Annotated in this window: 3 protein-coding genes and 1 pseudogene; all 4 read right to left on the bottom strand. The window is 53.5% G+C overall.

The annotated features are described in order from the left end of the window. Positions 1–656, bottom strand: a 656-nt coding sequence (locus RM531_RS15940; protein WP_311660710.1) for a hypothetical protein, incomplete at its 3' end; no start/stop codon positions are given. Beyond that, positions 649–2,097, bottom strand: coding sequence for an EH signature domain-containing protein (locus tag RM531_RS15935; protein WP_311660708.1), 1,449 nt, complete (start codon positions 2,095–2,097; stop codon positions 649–651). The genes RM531_RS15935 and RM531_RS15940, both read right to left, overlap by 8 nt. A gap of 4 nt (positions 2,098–2,101) precedes the next feature. Further along, positions 2,102–2,872, bottom strand: coding sequence for an OmpA/MotB family protein (locus RM531_RS15930; protein ID WP_311660707.1), 771 nt, complete (start codon positions 2,870–2,872; stop codon positions 2,102–2,104). After that, positions 2,869–3,067 (bottom strand): annotated as a pseudogene (locus RM531_RS15925) (hypothetical protein); the annotation flags it as partial. The gene RM531_RS15930 and the pseudogene RM531_RS15925, both read right to left, overlap by 4 nt.

Genomic DNA, 3,067 nt, shown 5'->3' with positions numbered 1-3,067 from the left:
GAAAAGTTTTGATGCCTCAGCAGGGGTGAAATATCCCCATTGGTGTCGGTATCGATGCTAAAGGCATCGGCTCGAACCACATTTAGAGTACGAAGCATGCCTTCGATCTCAGCATCGTCGGGCAGCAGTGCTTTTAGTTCGGCCCATTGGAGCATTCGCTCTTGTTGAGACTCTGTGGTGCTAGTGCCGAACTGGTCGATTTTCTCGAGGAGGGAGTACATGGGGAATAACAGCACATACTTTTTCTCGCCAAACTGCACCATGGCGCCGTCTCGTTGAATGCCCATCACCGGGGAACCGTTTGCATGCGTAAGCTCTGGCTGGAGTCGAAACGCAGGAGAGTTAATCAGCCCTTCACCCCGCAAACGAAGCCGGAGTGGGGCAGCAGGGGGTAATCCCAGGCGAGAGAGCTCGACCTCGCTGAGCGCCTCAACTTCGTGGGGGCTAAGGGTGACGCCGGTCGTATCCGGCGCGGCGGCTGCTGTTTCGTCAATAACGCTATTAAGCGGGGATAGACTGACTGTTCGCCCGAACACCCCGTGTAATTGTTTTGTGCCCCATTCCGTAATGGGCAACGCGTCGTGGTGTGCGGTCAGAACTCGAAAGGTGACGCCGCGCTCGCTGTTCTCCCACTCAAGCATATGAGTTTTACTCACGCGGCATATACTCCCTGGCTGTAACGCGGATGTTCGTTTGATTCTCGATTTCTGTTGCCACTCTTCTCTGCCATGTCCCGTTCTCAGCGCTGTTATGCGCCCCTTCGTTATCAGGCTCTCGAACCAAATTTCGCCGCGCGTACCGTTGCTGGTAAAACTTTGGCGCCGACGGATTGTCGTCTGACCAGATTCGGTATTTCCCGGTGTGGCTCCACTCAGTAATTATCAATTCTCCAATGCGAAGAATCAGTACAGCATGAGAGGGTTTCACCAGGTATCCGGGTTCCAATATCCCGTATGAGGAATGGTGGTACTGGTCCAAAATGCGGTGGGCATCGTTTCGCACATCTCGTCCTAAGACCACCCAGGCATCACTGATAACGCCCTTATCAAGGTATGCGCACCAGAAGGCCTCCCGATAGGGCCACATGCGGTCGGCATCGTGATCGCGTCGGCTTGCTTGGCTGACAATCTGGAAAAAGTCCTTGAGTGTGGCGCTTACCAACCAGCGCAGAAGTACCTGTTTAGCGCTGGGCTCTACCCCATGCCAGCGACCCGGGCCAAGGCGTGGGTCGCCAAGTAATTCGATAAGGGAGTCACGAATCAGATCTCTTAATTTTGGCGCTGGGTCGTGGCCCGAAAAAGGCGATAGCAAGCAATTGGCGATATTAATTCGCAGGCTCGGAAATCGTAGCTCTTGTTCTTTTGATTCGCCGGTGAGGAAGCTGAATAATGCCGCTAGTTGCTGAATCTCATGGTCGGGTTCGTCCGAAGAATGTCGGAGCATATCCGCGAACTGATTCAGAAGTTCGGCCGTTGCCGGCACGATGAATCCCTGATACGCCAGAGCCCCAGTGAGGCCAGCCTTGCGGCTCAAGCCGTCATAGCTATCAGCGTGACGCATTTGGCGGCCGAATTCAGAGGCGCCGTTCAGATCCAGTAGGCCGTATTCATTACACCGATTCCGGAATCGGGCGATGCGGAGTGAGTCCCTACGTTGCAGTTCTTCAGAGAGAACGCTAAGTGCGTTTCTGAAATAAGGCTTTTCGCTGGGATAGGTTCGCAAGAAAACGTGTGCGAAGCACAATACCGCCGTATTGCTGCCATGAGTCGATAAGGTGGCGAGATACCTAGTTAGGAAAGTTTCGTCAGCGGCGAGCTCAGGCGAGTCATCATCTGCTGGGCTGTCAAATAATACCCATGGGCTTCGCCGTAAATGAGCGCTCGGTATGTTAGAGCAATCACCGCCAGAATCTTTCTCACGCTTGAGTATTCGGTATGTCTCCAGCAAGTCGTAGGTATTCGGTTCGCGCGGCGTCGTGTCCCCAATGATGTTGAGGATTTCTGAACGAGCGGAACTCAAAGCCGACCATTTTCGGCGGCTAGGCAGCAGGGTTGGAATCGAGGCAGCCTCAAGTCTGGCTTTCAGGTAGGCCGACACGGTCCTAGCTCACGCCTTGCCTTTCCAACTCACGGATAGCATCAATCTTGTTCTCGGTGTCGGGTGGAGTCATGATGAAGCGAAGCTCGATCCGCCGCTGCAACGGATCGGTGGTGGCTAAACCAGGAATATCGGTACGAGGCCGTCGCGCGGCGTATCCGGATACACTGAAGAGTGGCTGGCCTTGGGAGTTCACAAGTTTTCCGAGGCTGGGCTCTCGATCTTCTAATATAAAATAGCTCTCAATCGCACGCTCCGAAGATAGGTTCCAGTTCGTGTAGTCCCGCGACGTCGGATATGGCTGACTATCTGTATGGCCTTCAATAAAAATGGCTGACAACTCGTCTTTTTGTTCGGGCTTGCAGCTGGGCCGATCCGGGGGCCTATGCGTGAAGCAGGGAATGACGCGAGCAAGCACTTCGGCAATGAGTTGGAGATTTCGTCTTCCAAGTGGTAGGGGGTCTTCTTCGCCCCGTGCGAATGGCACGACTTCTTTATCGAGCCGTAAGACGCCAGACTCCGGGTCCACGGAGATCTGGATACCTGCTTCTTCCAATTGTTGCTCAATCCGTTTAAGTAGTTCAGCGCGCATGTCCTGATTATTCTGAAGTTCTTCTATTTGCTCACGCTGGGTTTGTTTCGCTTCATTGAACTGAATAATGAACGCCACAAGGGTAATTATGAATACGAATAGCAGGCCCGCCATGATGTCGCTGACAGACACCAGGTAGCCTGCGCCTTCGTCGTCGAATAGGTCTTCTCGTCGATCACTCATTGACTGCGGATGCCAGAGGCAAATGTGTCTTGGGCTTCCTCGAGTGTTTCCCTAAATTCGCTGATAGCCCCGGCAAGATTCTTGGTGATCGAGGCGGTATGTTCATCGAGCTCGCCAACGAACTCATTAACGGTGGCAGCGTACTGGGACAGCCCTGACTCGAGTTCCTGAAAGGTATTGGCGAGACTTGTATCG

The organism is Spectribacter acetivorans, assembly GCF_031846305.1.
Lineage (GTDB): Bacteria > Pseudomonadota > Gammaproteobacteria > Nevskiales > Salinisphaeraceae > Spectribacter > Spectribacter acetivorans.
This window is presented reverse-complemented; position numbering and strand designations above follow the sequence as displayed.